Raw genomic sequence first — 14,330 nt, forward strand, 5'->3', positions numbered from 1 at the left:
GGCACGTTCTCGCCGGTCAGCGGTGGAAGACCTCGGACATGCCGTTGGAGTAGACGAGGTTGTAGTGGTCGTGGACGAACGCCGTGGGGAAGGCGTAGACCGAGACCGAGTTGTCGATCTGGCCGCGGGCCCGCCCGTCGACGGTGTTGGAGCGGCTGGCGTAGATCCAGGCGTGCTGGTCGAGGGTCTGCGGGGTGACGTCGGTGAACACCCGGTCGGTGATGGTCGTCTCGGCGAAGACGCGCAGGACGGCGTACCGGTCGGCGTAGACGAACTCACGGTCGTACTCGACCTTGCGGCCGAGCCACGCGGCCCCGGCGAGCTCCGGCCGCTTCATGGAGAACCGGTCGTAGTCCTCGCCCGACGAGCTGAGGTTGCCGGCCTTGTCGCCACCGAAGAACGCCCCGGTGAACCCGCAGGTGTTGAGGAAGATCACGATCAGCCCGCCGGCCGTGAGCGTGCTGAGCCCCCGGTCCACCAGCGAAGCGGGACGGGCCCCCGAGCGCCGCCGGACCCACAGGGGCAGCCTGGTGATCAGCCACATGAGGGGGATGACGAGGATGACCATGGCCTGGAGCTGGGCGCGGCCCTGGTTGTAGGCGGTGGCGAAGGTGCTGGACAGCCGGAAGAGGGCGAGCATGAACAGGGCGGGCAGGGCGAGCTGGGCGATCACGCGGATGGGTCCCGGAGACTTCCGCCGGGAGATCACGACCAGTGCGCCGATCATGCCCAGGAGGTTGCCGAGCTGCTGGGCGACCAGCTCGCCGGTGTTGATGAGGCCGCGCAGGGCCGGGACGAGCACGGGCGACTTGGGCAGCGGCCTAGCCGCCAGGTCGTACTTCTTCTGGGCCGCGTCGGCGTGGGGTTTGACGAAGGCCTTGTGCTGCCGGAACTCCTCGGCGATCTTCGGCTGGTAGTCCTTCGCGGTGATGCCCGCGGTCTCGGTGCCCTTCATGTAGGCGCTGACGAAGTTCCCGTCCTTGAGGCCGGGGAGGAACTGGAATCCCTTGCTGTCGAGCAGGGAGCCGAAGGAGGTGAGGTTGGCCGCCGCATGGGTCACCGGGACGTACCAGATCGCGCCGATCAGCAGACCGGCGCCGAACACCCCCGCCACGGCCAGGTTGACGCTCCTCTTCCGGCGCACGACCGACACCACCGCCTGGAGCGCGAGTGCCCCGCCGAAGACGGTCACGGCGAGATAGGCCGTCGAGTAGTGGGAGACGATCATTCCGCCGACGAAGAGCGAGACGAGCACGGCCCTCGCCGTCCGGCCGATCTTGTCGTCGAAGACGGTCCCGAGGAGCGCGACGAACATCAGCAGGGCGATCTCCTGGCGGGCGAGCGCCGGGAGCTGCTTCATGATGCCGCCCTGCACCAGCACGTAGGCCGCGGCGAGGAAGGCCCACCGGCGCGGGACGAACCGGCCGGCCAGCCGGAAGACCCCCACGGGGAAGATCGCGAAGATCGCCGGGTAGACGGCCTTGAGGACGACGGCGTCGGTGATGCCGGTCAGCGAGTGGATCTGGGCGGGCAGCATAGTGATGCTGAGCATGGCATTGTAGGCGTCGCCGTCCCCCGCGTGCCACAGCCCCTCCATCGCGGTGCGGTGGGTCGCGCCGTACTCGGAGGCGATGTCGAAGCCGTAGACGAGATCACTGCGCAGCGAGAACGACCACATCATCGACAGCGCGACGACGTAAAGGATCATCGAGAGCCGGCCGAAGTCGAGGGTGTCGGCGGCGGCAGTGGCGACCGTCAGGGCGATCACGCACAGCACCAGCGTGGTGAGGGCCACCGCCATGTTGTGGCCGGTGTTGAGCCGGATGGCGCCGACGGCCGCGAGGACGGGCACCAGCAGCGGCAGGGTCAGCCAGCGGGCGGGCGGCAGGCCGTTCAACCGCAGGGCCGAGCCCGAGGGCGCGAGCGCCCCGGCCACGAGCAGGACCGCGCAGATGATCTGGAGCGAGACGAGCAGCGGAACCGGCCGCAGCGGCGCGGCGACGCCGACCATGGGGCCGACGAGGTTGACCAGGAGCCCCGATCCGAGCAGGACCAGCAGCGACGCCGCCGGGATGTAGAGCGGGAAGGCGGTCATCGCGGCCGACCGCATCCGCAGTGCGCGCAGGAGGAGGTATCCGGGCAGGGTGAGGAGCAGGACGACCAGGACGAGCTGCGCGGCCCACACGTGCCGCACGACCACCAGGGCGTCCATCAGCATGAGCAGCCCGCCCAGCACGAGGGTCTGGTTCGACGCCCGGTGGATCGGCAGGTCGGGATGGGTCGACAACGGGGAACGGCCGCGCCGGCGGTCCTCCCGGGTGACGAGCGGGGACCCGCCGGACCGGTCGCGCGGGCTCATACCAGGTCGCCCGGGCGCTGGCAGACCGAGTGGAAGGTGATCCGCTCGGTCCGGCCGTCGAGCTGCACGACGACCCTGACCGGCCCGCTGGTGCAGCGCAGCGCGGGCGGTTTGAGGGTTCTGGCGGCCCCGGGGCCGAGCCGGAGCGCGCCGCTGCCCGCCTTGACCCGCCGCTTGCCGCGTTCGACGTAGACCGACCAGCGGTAGTCCTGCGCGGTGGTCCCCCGATTGCGGATCTCGAAGGAGGCGTGTTCCGGCACCGCACCGGCCTGGACGAAGTCCGGCAGCGCCGCGGGGGTCGTGAAGGACAGCTCGGTGTAGGCGGGTGGTTCCGCGGTGAGGCCCAGCGCCCGCAGGACGGTGCCGCCGGGCGGGGTCTGCGCGCCTCCGAGGACCATCAGCAGGACGGCCAGGGCGATGAGGGACTTCCGGGCCGGTGAGAGGCCGCCCGGAGCGTCGGCCGTCGACATGGGGGAGTCCTTCCGGGCCGTCACGCGGTGCCCTTGTAGATGCGGATCCAGTCGACGTGCATCCGGGCCGGGAACCGGGTGGCGGCGTCGGGCTTGCCGGGCCACTCGCCGCCGACCTGGAGGTTCAGAATGAGGAACATCGGGGTGGTGAAGGGCCAGGCCTTGTAGCGCTTGAGCTGGGCGTAGGGGCGGCCGTCCAGGGTCCAGGTGATCTCGGTGGGCGTCCAGTCCGCGCCGTACACGTGGTAGCCGGCGCTGAGCGGCTCGTCGAGCCACAGCTCGCCCTTGCCGACCCGGCCCTTGAGGGTGTGGGCGAAGCCCTGGACCCGGTTGGGCTCGTTGCCGATGGTCTCCAGGACGTCGATCTCGCTGTAGGCCGCCTCCGTGGTGGCGACGGTCTGGAGCCAGAACGCGGGCCACAGCCCCACGCCGGTGGGGGTGCGCATGCGGGCGGTGTAGCGGCCGTAGCCGTAACTGATCTTGCCCTTGCTGTCGATGCGGCCCGAGGTGTAGGCGCAGGGCCCGTACCAGCAGGTCTGGCCGTTCTTGCGGGGCCGGGCGGTCAGCACCAGGCTGCCCTTGCCGTCCTGGACGGCCGACGCCCGGTCGTAGTACTGGAGCGCCTTGTGGCCGTAGCCGTTGATCCCGTTCCCGACCGCGACGTTCCACCGCGCGGGATCGGGCGCCCCGGCGCCGTTGAACTCCTCGCGCCAGGCCAGCTTCCAGTTGATCTTCGCCTGGTCGATGCCGATGGGCGCGCTCTCGGTCGGCCGCACCCCGGGAGCGGCCCTGAACGGTGCGATCGCCGCGTCGCCCGGCTGGAGTGCGATCGCCACCGAGGTGACGAGGAGAGCGCAGAGGACCAGGCCGACGACGAGCGTCACCTGGAACCGTTCGGCGGCTCTCATCCGGGTCTCCTCACTGGCCGGCGCGGTGCCCGGCGAAGCGGCGCCGGATCTCGGTCTCCGTCAGGTCCGCCCAGTGGCGGACCGAGTGCGTGACCATTTTGTCGTGAACGAGCTCGTCCGGGGACGCGGGGAGCCCCTTCCACCGGACGGCGAGCGGATCGTCCGGTCCGCCGAAGTCGCCGATGGCGTATCCGGCGGCCCGGACGAGAAGACCGAACAGATGGTCCTCGCCCGCCTTGCTGCGGGCCAACTCGGGAAGATCGAGCCAGCCGCGGGCGCCGAGCTCGCCGAGGACGTCCGCGCGCAGCAGGTAGGCGCCGCCGAGGGGATGCTCGCCGTACTCGTATCCGTGGGGGAGGGCCGCCGCCACCAGCTCCCGCATCCGGGCGCGCAGGGAGGGGTGCCGCAGGCCCCGTGGTCCGCTCTCGGCCCGGACGGAGGTCGCGGCGGGCGTCCAGTCGCGCCGGCCGCCGTCGGGCCCGATCCGGTAGGAGCCGAGCATTCCCACCCCGGGAGCGGCGGCGAACCGCTCTGCCGCGGCCTTCTCCAGGCCGGGCCCGATGACGAGGGCGTCGGCGTCGAGCCGCAGGAGCAGATCGAACCCGCCCAGGTCCAGGGCATGCCGGAAACCGGCGGCCAGTTTGACGAACAGCCCGCCCTGACCGCCGCGGGCGTTCCCCGGCGCGGGGACGATCTCCACCCCGAGCGCCGGAAGCGACGACAGGTCGCGTAGGCCGCGGGTGTCGTCGACCACGACGACCGCGGCGGGATCGGTGAGGTAGTGCAGGACGCTGTGCACCGTGTCGACGACGTCGTCGCGGGGCCCCGCCGGGATGACCACGGCGACGCGGTTCACGCCGTCTTCCGGACGCCGATGGTGGTGCGCAGGTCGGAGCGGCGCTTGTCGTGGAACGCGGCGACCATCACGGCGACGCCTATGGCGGCCGACAGGCCCTGCGCAATCACCCAGCCCAGCGCGGCCGCGGTCAGGCCTTGGTGGAGCAGCAGGCCCACGAGCACGAGGACCAGGATCGAGTTCGTCCCGTTCATGAACATGTAAGAGCGGGTGTGGTCGCGGGCGATGAGGGCGGCGTCGACGAGGTAATTGCCCGCGGTGAGCAGGGCGCCGAGCGCGAGCAGCCGGAGCGTCCAGGTGCCGTGCTCCGCGTAGCCGGGGCCGAACGCCGACAGCAGGTAGGGGGCGGCGACGAAGATCACCAGCGCGGCGGGCAGCAGCATGGCGTAGATGCTGCGGAACGCCTTCTGGAGGTAGCGGAGCAGCGAGCCCTTGCGGGCCTCGGCGAACATGACCTGGGAGGAGGTGGCGGGGATGAAGTTGAGGAACCCGGCGAGCTGGAAGGCGATGGCGAACCAGGCGGTCTCGTCGGGCCCGCGGATCGCCAGCACCTCCAGGGGGACGACCGTGCTGGGCAGGATGCCGAGGACCGTCCCCGTGTAGTTGCCCGCGGAGGTCAGCAGGTTGCGCCGCAGGATCTTCAGCGGGCCCTCGGGCCGGCCGGTGGTCTTCAGCCTCGGCCACAGCACGGCCGCGCCGAGCAGGCAGGACAGCAGCGTGCCCACGCTGTAGGCGGCGACGAGGCCCGGCGTTCCGTGCCCGGTCAGCAGCCCCAGTGCGACGATCTTCGCGATGCTGCCCGCGAGGTTCTTGACCAGGAGCGGACCGGCCGCGCGGATCGCGATGAGCCCGGTGTCCAGGGCCGAGCTGGCGGCCGTCAGGATGACGAGGGCCGTGACGAGGAGCGAGGAGCCGCCGCGCTGGTCGAGGTTCAGGGAGTGCGGCGCGATCGGGCCGATCACCAGGATGGCGATCAGGGTCATCCCGCCGCCGACCGCCGCGACCGCCCCGACGATCGTGAGCATGAACTCGCGGGCGTTGGGGGTGCCGCCGAGATGGCGCAGGATCGTGTTGGGCAGGCCGAGCGCCGCGAAGGTGGCGAGCAGGTTGACGGCCGCGGTGGTTCCGGCGAGCCAGCCGACGGCGGCGTCGGGGTAGGAGCGGGCGGCGAGCGTCCAGAAGACGAAGCCGAACCCGGCGAGCGACACGGTGTTGGCGAGCAGCAGGAGGGACGCGCGGTACTGGGCGTCCCTGCTCACCGCCCGGAGCCGCCCGGCGACGACGTCGCGCAGGGTCGTCATGATCTTCCTTCGATGAGTGCGGTGAGGAGTTCCCGGGTGGTGGCGCCGATGGCGTCCCAGCCGAGGGCGCCGGCGTGGGCGCGGGCCGCGGTCGCGCGATCGGCGAGGTCGGGGGCCGCGGCGAGGTCGCGCAGGGCCCGGGAGAGCCCCGGCACGGTGCCGTCGTAGGTCATGACCGCCCGTCCCGCGTCCGGCCAGAGCCCGACGCCGGCGGGAAGCAGGACGGGTCTGCCGTGGGAGAGGGCCAGGAGGGTGCTGCCGCTGGTGGTGACGTTCCGGAAGGGCAGGACGACGGCGTCGGCCTCGGCGAAGTATCCGGAGACCTGATCGTCCGGGACGTAGCCGAGATTCAGCCGGAGCCGTCCGGAGGAGCGCGCGGCCATCGTCTCGAGCCGTTCGGCGTGGGCCCGGTCGCGGCAGTTCCCGGCGATCGTGAGGGTGGCGTCGAGGTCGGTGGCCTCGAAAGCCTCGATGAGATCCTCGACGCCCTTGTAGGGCGCGATCTGGCCGAAGTAGAGGAAGGACGCCCGGCCGGGAGGAGGTCCGGGGTCCCGCACGGAATAGGCGCCGTGCGGGACGAGCGCCGACCGGGCGGGCACGGCCCCGAGCCCGGCGAGCCCGTCGAGCGCGCGGGGGCCGTGGGCGATGACGAGATCACAGGCCCGGACGAGGAGGCGGCGGGCGGCGGCGTCATCGGGGAAGACCCGGCCGTGGGGGAGCACGTTGTGGGCCGTCCAGACCAGGCGCAGGCCGAGGAGCCGGATCACGGTGAGGGTCCACCGGAACCAGAGCCAGGCGAGCCGCCGCGACGGCATCCCGAAGCCGAACGTCCAGTGGAGATGGACGATCCGGGCGCCGCGGGCGCGTCCGGCGGCCAGTTCCAGGGGGATGAGGAGCTGGTTGAGGGTCCTGGAGGGCGTCGATTCCCCGAGGTAGCGGACCTCGACGCCGCGCATGGCGCCGTACAGGAGGCTCTGGTAGGGGTTGGCGTCCCGGGGCAGAACGAGGATCTTCATCGCCGGAGGAGCTCCCGAAGGACCCCGGCGCCGTAGGCGAGGTGGTCGACGAGGACCCGGACGGCGCCGTTGCCGCGGTTGCGCCAGACGGGCACGAGCAGCAGCAGCGGGTACAGCAGCACCCAGGGGAGCAGCGGGGCGAGGAGCAGGACGGGCAGGCCGAGCAGGAAGACCGGGTAGACGACGACCATCGGCTCGCGGGTGAGGAGCCGCCGCCACCGGCGGGAGTGCTTGCGGTAGAGCCTGGCCCTGGCCTGCCCGTAGACGTAGGAGCGCTTGAGCTGCCGCTTCCCGGTGCCCCAGTCGTGGCTGATGACGGCGTCGGGAACGCTGCGCAGCCGGTTCCCCGCGTCGGACAGGCGCCAGGAGAAGTCGATGTCGGAGCCGTAGGCGAAGCGCTCGTCGAAGCCGCCGACCTCGTCGAAGGCGGTGCGCAGGAACGCGAGGTTCCCGGTCGGGCACTCGTCCAGGTAGGCGGCGGCCCCGCGGTGAGCGGCGTCGGCGTCGTAGAGGCTGCCGCCGGTGATCATGCCCGCGGTGACGGTCTCCTCGCCCGAGCGCAGCGGCGCGGTGAGCCGGTCGAGCCAGCCGGTTCCCGGGAGGCAGCCGGCGTCGGTGAACACGATGACGTCGCCGCGTGCGACGCGGACCCCGGCGTTGCGCTGGTGCGGGATGGTGACCCCGGCACCGGCGGGAGCGGTGTAGTCGATCCAGACGACCGCCGGGTGGGTCTCGGCGATCCGGGCGAGCCGGCCGTCCGAGGCGTCGACGACGATCAGCTCGACGAGCGTGCCGAGGTCGTCGGCCTGCTTGGTGAGCGCGCCGAGCGTCTCCTCCAGGCTGGGCTCGTCCTTGCTGATGACGACGATGGAGATCATCGGACCGCCTCGCTCTCTCCGGCGATCCCCCGGTGCGCGATCGCTCCCCGGATGAAGCCGATGTTCTCGAAGGCCTCCTGCAGCAGCCGCAGGTACGGGTCGGCCAGCGCCGCCAGGACGCGGTGCCGGGTGAGGTTGTGCAGGCCGTCCGGGTAGAGCACGAGCGGCAGCACGGCCGCGACGAGCAGGGCCGGCGGCCACAGCACGGCCGCCGCGGCGGTGGCGGCGACGAGGAACGGCCAGGGGAACAGCGTCGGGTTGACCGACGGCCATTTGCGGTACTGGCGGGCGTTGCCCCTGCCGTAGGCGACGCTGCGGCGCAGCAGCGCCCGGAGGTCGGGTTCGAGCCGGTGCTCCACCGGCGCCTCGGGCAGGAAGACGATGCGTCCGGGGTGGTCGCGGCGCATCCGCCGGACCATGTCCTCCTCCTCGGAGCCGAAGCGGAAGTCCGGGTCGAAGCCGCCGACGGCGGTGAGGGCGGCACGGGTGAAGGACATGTTGCCGCCGGTCGGGCAGTAGATGTCGCGGCGCCCGTCCGGCAGGGGCAGCCACTGCCGCCGCAGGTACAGGCCGAGCCGGTACAGCAGGCCCTGACCGGCCGCCAGGTTCAGCTCCAGGGGCTGGTGCCGGTTGCTGCGGACTACGAACCCTGCCAGGAAGGTCTGCGCGCCGACCGGGACGACCGGCCCGCTGACCCCGATGACGCCGGGCCCGTGCCCGGACAGCAGCGCCTCCGCCCAGCCGGGCGCCGGACGGCAGTCGTCGTCGATGAACGCCACGATCGGGGCGTGCGCCTGGGCCGTCCCGGTGTTCCTGGCGGCCGACAGCCCGCCGTTGACCTCGCGGCGCAGCACCCGGACGCCCCACTCCGCGGCCACGCCGCCGGTGCCGTCGGTGGAGCCGTCGTCGACGACGAGGACCTCGATCCGGTCGGCGACGGTCTGCTCCCGCAGCGCGGCGAGGGTCGTGGCGATCCGGCCGGCGCCGTTGAGGGAGCAGAGGACCACGGTCAGGTCAGGCGGCACCGGGGGCCTCCTTCACGGCGAGCCTCATCGCGAGGGCGTACTGCTCCGAGGTCAGGGCGGCCACTCGCTCGAGGCCGAGGTCCTCGTTCACGGGGTCCGGGTGATCGCCGCCGGTTTCCAGGAAGGAGCGGATCAGCTCGGCGAGCCGGTCGGGGCGGGCGGGCGGGACCGTCCAGGACGAATCCGCGAAGAGCTCCGCCAGCCCCCCGGCGGTCGTGGCGAGGACGGGCTTGCCGTAGGCGCGGGCCAGGTTCGCCACCCCGCTCTGCTCCGCTTTGCGGTAGGGGAGGATCACGGCCTCGGAAGCGCCGAACCAGCCCGCGATGTCACCGTTCGGCACATAGCTGGTGTGCACGACCAGCGGAGCGGTGCCGTCCCGGCGGGCCCGGCGGCGGACGCGGGCGAAGTGAAGATGGTCCACGGCCTCGAAGATACGGAACGGACCGCTGCGCCTGCGCACCGATCCGGCGATGACCAGGCGGGTCCCGGACAGGACCGCGGGGTCCTCCCGGTGGATCCGGCCCAGGGCGTCCACGAGGTCGTTCAGGCCCTTGTGGACGTGGACGAAGCCGAACATCAGCAGCAGCCGGTGGTCGCCGAGCCCGTGCTCGGCCCGCAGTTCGGCGGCGGAGCGCAGCTCGGGCGGCGGCTCGGCGGAGAAGTGCGGCACGACCACGGCGGATTCCGCCGCCCCGCCCAGCGCGAGCGCGCGGTCCAGCGCCGCGCCCGTGTGCACGATCACCCGGCCGCAGCCGCGGATGATCCTGCGGTAGAGCGCGCGCCCGGCCGGGCCGAGCAGGTCGGTGTCGCGGGTGACCTCGTGCAGGGTCGCGACGACCGGCACGCCCAGCCGGGCCAGCCGCCCGAGCAGCCGGACGGCCGCCGGGGTCCGTGCACCGAAGGCGGGGACGGCGAACTGCAGGTGCACGACGTCCGGCGCGAAGGCGGAGATCCTCTCGATCAGGCCGGTGTCACCGAGCGCGCCGATCACCTCGGCGGGGGCTCCCGGCTGCGGTCGCGGGGTGATGACGGCACACGTGTGTCCTGCCTCGCCCAGCCCCCGGGACATGACCCGGGTGTAGGTGCCGATCCCGTCCCTGGCCGGGGGGTAGGGGCTGACGAAGAGGATCCTCACGGCAGCAGCACCTCCAGGATGCCGCCGGCGATCGCCGGCCAGGAGTACTCGACGAGCCAGGGCTCGGCCGACCCGCCCTTCCCGCGGTCGAGGGCGGCGTCGATGGCGTCGGCGAAGGCCCTGGCGTTGTGGTCGCACAGGGTGCCGTGCTCGGCCCTGGCGACGAGATGCTGGGCGAGGTTGTCCGGGGCGGTGGTCGTGATGACATGGAGGCCGCAGGCGAGCGCCTCGAGGACCGCGATGCCGAAACCCTCGCGGTTGGACGGGAAGGGGAAGACCCTTCCGGCCTTGAGCAGCGAGTAGACCTCCTTCTGCTCGCGGACGTCGTGCCGGAAGTCCACGAGGTCGGCCACGCCCAGCTCGTGCGCGATGCGGTGCAGCGACTCCTGTTCGGGACCCGTGCCGATGATCCGGCAGGTGACGGGCCTCCCCTCGGCGCGGAGCAGGGCCATCGCCTCCAGGAGCATGTCGATGCGCTTGTGGGCCATCAGCCGGGTGACGATCACCAGATCGGTGGTGGCGGGATCGGGGATGGCGGCGTTCACCCCGTCCAGGTCGATGCCGTTCGGCGAGATCGAGACCGGCAGCCCCGGCACCAGCTCGGTCAGGCGCTGGCCGGTCTGGTGGGAGGCCGCGATGACGTGGTCGGGCATCCGCATCGACATGAGCTCGATGCCCCAGGCGATCCGCCCGCCGATCCCGCCCATGTACTCGCGCCAGTACTCGGGGCCCCAGACCTCGTGCCAAGTCGCGATGAGCGGCTTGCGCCGGATCCAGGTGACGAGGCGGAGGGTGAACAGCTGGAACTGGGGGATGTGGTCGACGTTGAGGACGTCGAAGGGCCGCCAGAGCAGGCGGAGCGAGGCGAGCGCGAACCTCAGGGCCTGGCGGACCGACCGCCGTCCGTGCCGGTAGAAGGGCAGCAGCCCGGTGATGGCGTGGAAGGTGACGTCGGCCTCCGTGCGGGTGGCGGGACCGTTCCACCACTTCATCGTGTAGATGTTCACGTCCGCGGAGGCCACGAGGTACCGGGAGAGCTCGTGGTAGCGGATCTCCCGTCCGCCCAGGCTGTAGGGGTGGATGGCGTCGGTGACGATGGCGATGATCGGTTTTCTGTCCTCGGTGCCCCTGGAGGGGACCATGCGGAGACTCCTGGTGAGGGGGAGAGGGGGAACCCGGCGGACGAGGATCAACGGCGCTTGTAGAGCCGGATCCAGTCGACGGTCATGCGCTTGGGGAACTTCACGTTCGGAGTGGGGGCTCCCGGCCATTCGCCGCCGACCTGGAGGTTCAGGATCAGGAAGAACCTCTTGTTGAAGGTCCAGCCCTTGTACTTCTTCATCCGGCCGTAGACCCTGCCGTCCACCGACCAGGTGATGCCGGTCGTCGTCCAGTCGACCGAGTAGACGTGGTAGGCGGAACTGAGCGGCTTGCCGAGGAGCTTGGAGGCTGCGCCGACGCGCTTCCTGGAGTCATGGGCGAAGCCCTGCACCCGCCGCGGCTCGTTGCCGATGGTCTCGACGACGTCGATCTCGCCGTAGTTCGCGGGCTTCTTGTCCGTGGTCTGGAGCCAGAACGCGGGCCACAGGCCGTTGCCGGTGGGCAGTTTCGCGCGCATCGAGTACCGGCCGTATCCGCCGGCGGCCAGACCCCGGGTGTCGATCCGGCCCGAGGTGTAAGCGCATTTCCCGTACCAGCAGGTCTCGCCGTTGGCCTGCTTGCGGGCGATCAGCTCGAGCTGGCCCTTGCCGTTCTGCAGGACGTTCTTGGCCGTGTACCACTGGAGTGCCTTGTGGCCGTAGCCGTTGACGCCGTTGCCGTTGTGGACGTTCCAGATCTTCGCCGAGGGCAGGCCCTTGCCGTTGAACTCCTGGTGCCAGGCGAGCTTCCAGCTCGGCTTGGCCGCGGCCGTCGCGGGGGCGGACGGGGCGAGGAGGAGACCGAGTGAACCGACGCCGAGGAGGGCGCCGAGGAACGGCCGGCGCAGGCGGCCGCTGGGGGGAGGCGTAGGTTGCACGCGTTTCTCTCTGCGGTGTAATCGTTCGACGGGGGTCAAGTCGGGCAAGTTATCACAGTTCGCCTGAGTTGCGGATCATTACTACTGTGTAGGGAATCCGGACAACTCGAGCCCGGCATATTGGTCGGATCGGACGATGCATTGCCTCCGGGGGATCGTTAGTATTCCGGAGTTTCCCGACAGCTCGTCCACCCCGACAGAAGCCGGAGTTCTCAGTGGTGCCCGAGTTCACCGCGGTCATCAGCTCCCTCGACGGAGCGCATCGCATCGGCCGCGCTCTCGACGCCCTGGCCGCCCAGACGCTGGGGTCGCGGATCGAGGTCATCGTCGTCGACGACGGCTCGGCCGACGACACGGCCGAGATCGCGCAGGCCAGGGGCGTCAAGGTGATCCGGCACGAGCGGAACCAGGGGGTCTCGGCCGCGCGCAACACGGGCATGCGGGCCGCGACCGCTCCGGTCGTCGCGTTTCTCGACGACGACTGCGCCCCGCCGCCGCACTGGGCCGAGGCGCTGCTCGGCGGGTACGAGGACGGCGTCACGGGCGTCGGCGGGCCCGTGGTGCCCACTCGCGGACGCGGATATCTGGGCCGTTTCGTGGAACGTAACAACCGGCACCAGCCGCAGGAACTCGCGCTGACCGTCAGCGCCGCACTGCCGTACCGCTTCTACCTCTATCTGCGCCGCCAATGGACGGTTCCGGAAACGCCCGAGCGTCAGGATGTCCACGCTCTCACCGGAAGCAATATGTCGTTCAGAGTGGCCGCCATGCTCGAGGTCGGCGGGTTCGATCCCCGCTTCCGATTCGGGGCCGAAGAAGAGGATCTAACGCGAAGGCTCAGAGGGCTCGGCAACGGCCGAATGGTCAGCGTCCGCGACGCCTGCATGCCTTATACTTACGAGCCTTCGGCCCGGGATCTGCTGCGCCGAAGTGTCCGTTACGGTCGGGGAAACGCCTTGCATTACTGCAAATGGCCAGAAGTCCGTCCCACGCTGTTTCCCTGGCCTTTTCTCGTCGGTCTCCTGCTGTCGGCCGGAACCCTGAACATCGGCCTGGCACTGGCCGGGCTGCTTCTCCCGCTCGTGCTGTATCCGGGCGGCGTCCGCGGCGCGAAGACCCTGCGGTCACCCGAGGCGCTGCTCGATCCCTACGTCCGGCTCGCGCAGGAGGCCTGCGAGAACTTCGGCTTCCTCCAGGGGGCCTGGCGTTACCGGGCGTACTTCGCGGCATCAGGCGCCTGAGGTGCGCGGACACCGGGTCTTGTGCTCACGGCAACAGGGATTGATGGGCGTTCGTGGATAATGTGCCTATATGGATCGCGTGGGGCATTCTAGGATAATTACACGGTAGGCTTGCGGGTTGGGATTGGACACTTCGAGAGAGGCCCCACCTTGAGTATCCCTCTGGCTCTCGGCCGGGTCGTCGTCGTCATTCCGACCTACAACGAGGTCGAGAACCTGCCGCTGATCGTGGCCCGGGTCCGTGCGGCCACGCCCGAGGCGGACGTCCTGGTGGTGGACGACAGCAGCCCCGACGGCACGGGGGAGCTCGCCGACGAGCTCGCGGAGAAGGACTCCCAGATCCAGGTCCTGCACCGGGCCGGCAAGGACGGCCTCGGCGCCGCCTACATCGCGGGATTCCAGAAGGCGATCGCCGACGGCTACGACGTCATGGTGGAGATGGACGCCGACGGCTCGCACCGGCCCGAGGAGCTGCCCCGGCTGCTGGAGGCACTGGAGGGCGCCGACCTGGTCATCGGCTCGCGCTGGGTCAAAGGCGGCAAGGTGCACAACTGGCCCCGCAGCCGCGAGGCGCTCTCACGCGGCGGCAACGCCTACGCCGGGCTCATGCTCCGGCTGAAGATCAACGATGCGACCGCCGGCTACCGCGCCTTCCGCCGCAGCACCCTGGAGAAGATCGGCATCGACGAGGTCGACTCCCGCGGTTACTGCTTCCAGATCGACATGGCGATGCGTACCGTCCGCGCCGGCCTCCACGTCGTCGAGGTCCCGATCAACTTCGTCGAACGCGAGATCGGCGACAGCAAGATGAGCGGCAACATCATCGGCGAGGCCATGTGGCGCGTCACCCAATGGGGAGTCCGCGACATCGTCAAACGCCCCAGGTGACCGCCTCGCGCCGGTCCCAGAGGCGGCGCGGGTCGAAACCGAAGATCATGAGGGCGACGGCCGGCCGGGCGTCCCGGTACGAGACCGGGACGCCCGAGAGCATCGATGCGAACCGCTCTGAGGGAAAGAGCTGATTCGTCCTAGGGGCTGTTTGGGGTTCGGATCATGTGGTTGAGGTGAGGAGTTTCAGCCACATGATCGATCCTCGGAGGTGGAGTCCGGCCTCATAGCTCTCG

At 70.8% G+C, this 14,330-nt stretch carries 13 protein-coding genes; 2 read left to right on the forward strand and 11 right to left on the reverse strand.

Going from position 1 to position 14,330, the window contains the following annotated elements:
• Positions 1-16 precede the first annotated feature (16 nt).
• The 11 genes from ABD785_RS28420 to ABD785_RS28470 are packed head-to-tail and all read right to left on the reverse strand — an operon-like array spanning position 17 to position 11,965.
• Positions 17-2,359, reverse strand: coding sequence for a hypothetical protein (locus ABD785_RS28420; protein ID WP_344834307.1), 2,343 nt, complete (start codon positions 2,357-2,359; stop codon positions 17-19).
• Complete coding sequence (locus ABD785_RS28425; RefSeq protein WP_344834309.1) at positions 2,356-2,829, reverse strand: hypothetical protein; 474 nt, start codon at positions 2,827-2,829, stop codon at positions 2,356-2,358. Before ABD785_RS28425 ends, ABD785_RS28420 begins: the two co-directional genes overlap by 4 nt.
• 20 nt (positions 2,830-2,849) lie before the next feature.
• Entirely contained in the window at positions 2,850-3,737 is an 888-nt protein-coding gene (locus ABD785_RS28430; RefSeq protein ID WP_344834311.1) for a glycoside hydrolase family 16 protein, read from the reverse strand.
• Positions 3,738-3,747: 10 nt separating this feature from the next.
• Positions 3,748-4,593: a glycosyltransferase family 2 protein gene (locus ABD785_RS28435; protein ID WP_344834313.1), complete on the reverse strand. Its 846-nt coding sequence runs from the start codon at positions 4,591-4,593 to the stop codon at positions 3,748-3,750.
• A complete protein-coding gene (locus ABD785_RS28440; RefSeq protein ID WP_344834315.1) occupies positions 4,590-5,894 on the reverse strand; it encodes a lipopolysaccharide biosynthesis protein in 1,305 nt (434 codons plus the stop codon). The genes ABD785_RS28435 and ABD785_RS28440 overlap by 4 nt, the downstream gene beginning before the upstream one ends.
• Positions 5,891-6,910 (reverse strand): glycosyltransferase family 4 protein, encoded by a 1,020-nt coding sequence (locus tag ABD785_RS28445; protein WP_344834318.1) that lies wholly within the window; start codon positions 6,908-6,910, stop codon positions 5,891-5,893. The genes ABD785_RS28440 and ABD785_RS28445 overlap by 4 nt, the downstream gene beginning before the upstream one ends.
• On the reverse strand, positions 6,907-7,788 hold the full coding sequence (locus ABD785_RS28450; RefSeq protein ID WP_344834320.1) for a glycosyltransferase family 2 protein: 882 nt from the start codon (positions 7,786-7,788) through the stop codon (positions 6,907-6,909). The genes ABD785_RS28445 and ABD785_RS28450 overlap by 4 nt, the downstream gene beginning before the upstream one ends.
• Positions 7,785-8,813: a glycosyltransferase family 2 protein gene (locus tag ABD785_RS28455; protein WP_344834322.1), complete on the reverse strand. Its 1,029-nt coding sequence runs from the start codon at positions 8,811-8,813 to the stop codon at positions 7,785-7,787. The genes ABD785_RS28450 and ABD785_RS28455 overlap by 4 nt, the downstream gene beginning before the upstream one ends.
• A complete protein-coding gene (locus ABD785_RS28460) occupies positions 8,803-9,948 on the reverse strand; it encodes a glycosyltransferase (protein ID WP_344834325.1) in 1,146 nt (381 codons plus the stop codon). Before ABD785_RS28460 ends, ABD785_RS28455 begins: the two co-directional genes overlap by 11 nt.
• Positions 9,945-11,090, reverse strand: a complete 1,146-nt coding sequence (locus ABD785_RS28465) for a glycosyltransferase family 4 protein (protein ID WP_344834328.1) — start codon at positions 11,088-11,090, stop codon at positions 9,945-9,947. The genes ABD785_RS28460 and ABD785_RS28465 overlap by 4 nt, the downstream gene beginning before the upstream one ends.
• 47 nt (positions 11,091-11,137) lie before the next feature.
• Entirely contained in the window at positions 11,138-11,965 is an 828-nt protein-coding gene (locus ABD785_RS28470) for a glycoside hydrolase family 16 protein (RefSeq protein ID WP_344834329.1), read from the reverse strand.
• 218 nt (positions 11,966-12,183) lie between these two features.
• Between ABD785_RS28470 and ABD785_RS28475 the strand changes: the two genes are divergently transcribed.
• Together ABD785_RS28475 and ABD785_RS28480 are read left to right on the forward strand one after the other, a co-directional pair.
• A complete protein-coding gene (locus ABD785_RS28475) occupies positions 12,184-13,206 on the forward strand; it encodes a glycosyltransferase family 2 protein (protein ID WP_344834330.1) in 1,023 nt (340 codons plus the stop codon).
• A 150-nt stretch (positions 13,207-13,356) separates the two neighbouring features.
• Positions 13,357-14,094 (forward strand): polyprenol monophosphomannose synthase, encoded by a 738-nt coding sequence (locus tag ABD785_RS28480; protein ID WP_425547828.1) that lies wholly within the window; start codon positions 13,357-13,359, stop codon positions 14,092-14,094.
• The last annotated feature ends 236 nt before the right edge of the window (positions 14,095-14,330 follow it).

Source organism: Actinocorallia longicatena, from assembly GCF_039534125.1.
Taxonomy (GTDB): domain Bacteria; phylum Actinomycetota; class Actinomycetes; order Streptosporangiales; family Streptosporangiaceae; genus Actinocorallia; species Actinocorallia longicatena.